The sequence below is a fragment of the Nocardia aurea genome (genome assembly GCF_003123685.1).
GTDB classification, from domain to species: domain Bacteria; phylum Actinomycetota; class Actinomycetes; order Mycobacteriales; family Mycobacteriaceae; genus Nocardia; species Nocardia aurea.
The window spans coordinates 1-2,284 of record NZ_QCYJ01000081.1 but is presented as its reverse complement, the minus strand read 5'-3'; the positions used below and the strand labels follow the sequence as shown (position 1 = coordinate 2,284).

The 2,284-nt window shown below is 70.3% G+C and carries 2 protein-coding genes; both read right to left on the bottom strand.

Features of this window, described 5'->3' with window-relative positions; all coding sequences use genetic code 11:
• Positions 1-1,546, bottom strand: a 1,546-nt coding sequence (locus DAT37_RS13180; RefSeq protein WP_198654257.1) for a TRAP transporter permease, incomplete at its 3' end; no start/stop codon positions are given.
• A 127-nt stretch (positions 1,547-1,673) separates the two neighbouring features.
• The coding region (locus DAT37_RS13175; protein WP_269814750.1) for a His/Gly/Thr/Pro-type tRNA ligase C-terminal domain-containing protein at positions 1,674-2,284 on the bottom strand (611 nt) is incomplete at its 5' end.

The window sequence follows — 2,284 nt, the reverse complement described above, 5'->3', positions numbered from 1 at the left end:
CCCCGAACGACGTGAGCGCCGGCCCGATGATCACCGCGGCGATGATGAAGCTCGCGGTCACGGGCACGGCCAGGCCCAGCAGCATGACCGCCAGCCCGGCCATGATCGTGGTCAGGATCAGGTTGCCGGCCGCGAGGTCCACGATGATCGCGCTCAGGTTCAGCCCGAGCCCGGTCTGGGTGATGACGCCGACGATGATGCCCGCGGCGGCGCACACCGCGGTCACCGGCAGCGCCTCCAGCGTGCCCTTGGCCAGCGCCTGCCCGACGCGCCTGGGCCCCATGCGGTGCGCGGGGTCGAGGAAGGAGAGCGCGAAGGCGATGAGGGTGGCGATCACCACGGCCTGGAACGCCGACCGGTCGAGCGCCATCAGCACGACGATCAGGATGAGCGAGCTGAAGTGGTAGCCGAAGCGGAGCAGCAGCCTGCTCGCCTTGGGCGCGTCCACCTGGACGGCGTGGGTGTGGAAGCGGCGCGAGTCGATCTCGATGGCCAGGAAGATGCCCAGGTAGTACAGGAGCGTGGGGATGGTCGCGTAGACGAGCACCTCGAGGTAGCTCACCCTGAGGTACTCGGCGATGATGAACGCCGCCGCGCCCAGCGTGGGCGGGGAGAGGATCGCGCCGATGCCGCCCGCGGCCAGGATGCCGCCCGCCGGCTCCTTCGGGTAGCCCGCCCGGCGCAGCACCGGCCAGGAGACGCTGCCCAGGCTCACCGTGGTCGCGACACCCGATCCCGAGACGGTGCCGAGCAGGAAGCCCGCCGTGGTGACCGTGCGGCCGGGCGCGGCGCGGGACTTGCGGAAGGCGGCGAAGCTCAGGTCGATGAAGAACTTGCTCGCGCCCGAATAGTCAAGGACGGCGCCGTAAATGGTGAAAAGGATGATGTAACTGGCGGCCACCTGGAGGGGAACTCCGAAGAAGCCCTCGGTGCCCGTGTAGAGCTGCGACACGATCTGGGAGATGTCGAAGCCTCGGTGCCCGATCGTCCAATCAATCGGCAAATAGGACCCGTAATAGGCATAAAGCAGGAAAATTAGGCAGATGATGGTGAGCGACCAGCCGACCGTGCGCCGTACGGCCTCCAGCAGCAGCACGGTGAGCGCCAGGCCCGCCACCACGTCCACGTCCGTCAGCGCGGAGCCCGACCCCCGGTCGCGGAACGCGTCGATGTCGGCGAGGGGGTAGAGGAGCACCGCCAGCGACGCCAGGGCGAGCAGCCAGTCGGCCACGCTCGGCCACTCCCCGCGCCGCCCGGCCGGCGGGCCCGGCTCGTCCGCCGGTCCGCCCCGCCGGCGCAGGCGGTCGACCAGCGGCGCGATCCCGGACCGATAGCACACGAACACCAGCGGCAGCGTCACCGCCAGGAACGTCATCCGGTGTTCCAGCGCCTCGACGGGACGGAACACGACGATCAGTGAGTACGCCGAAAGCAGCGCCGCCACGGTCCACACGGCGAGCCGCAGCCACCCGGTCAAATGCCGGGCCGGACGCTCCTGCTCGTGCGCCGCGACCAGCTCCGAAGCTCGATCACTAAGCTCCGTCAACAGGTCCTCCCGACAGCTGTTGCTGGGACTTTACGAGCGCCGAACCTGTTAAGGGAAGGGCCCGCCGTCTTTCTTTGACGTAGGGCGTGTTTCCTTGACGCTCGCCTATCCTTTTTGGTCGAGCTGTTCAGAAAACAGGACTCGATCGGGCGGCGAGTTCCTCGACGGGCACCGCGCCCGCCTGGCCGCCGTCACGCAGCCGCACCGACGCGCGACCCGCCGCAACGCCCTCCGCCACCTCACGCGGCCCCACCACGAGCTGGTACGGCACCAGCCGGTGGGCGCGGATCCGGGCCCCGAGGCTGCCCCGGTCGGGCGCGGCCATCTCGGCGCGGAGCCCGGCGGCGACGCAGCGCCGCACCAGGGCCTCGGCGGCCGGGACCGCGGAGTCGGAGACGGGCAGCACGACCGCCTGCACCGGCGCCAGCCACGCGGGGAACGCGCCGCCGTGCACCTCGATCAGGTGCGCCACCAGCCGTTCCAGGCCGCCGACCACGCTGCGGTGCACCATGACGGGACGGCCACCGCCGGCGTAGCCGAGGTCGAAGCGCTCGGGCTGGTAGAGGTCCACCTGAACGGTCGACAGGGTCGACTCGCGCCCCGCCGGGTCGGTGATCTGGATGTCGATCTTGGGACCGTAGAAGGCGCCCTCGCCGCGTTCCTCGTCGAAGTCCTGACCGCGTTCGCTCAGCACGGCACGCAGGATCGCCTCCGAGCGCGCCCACATGTCCGGGTGGT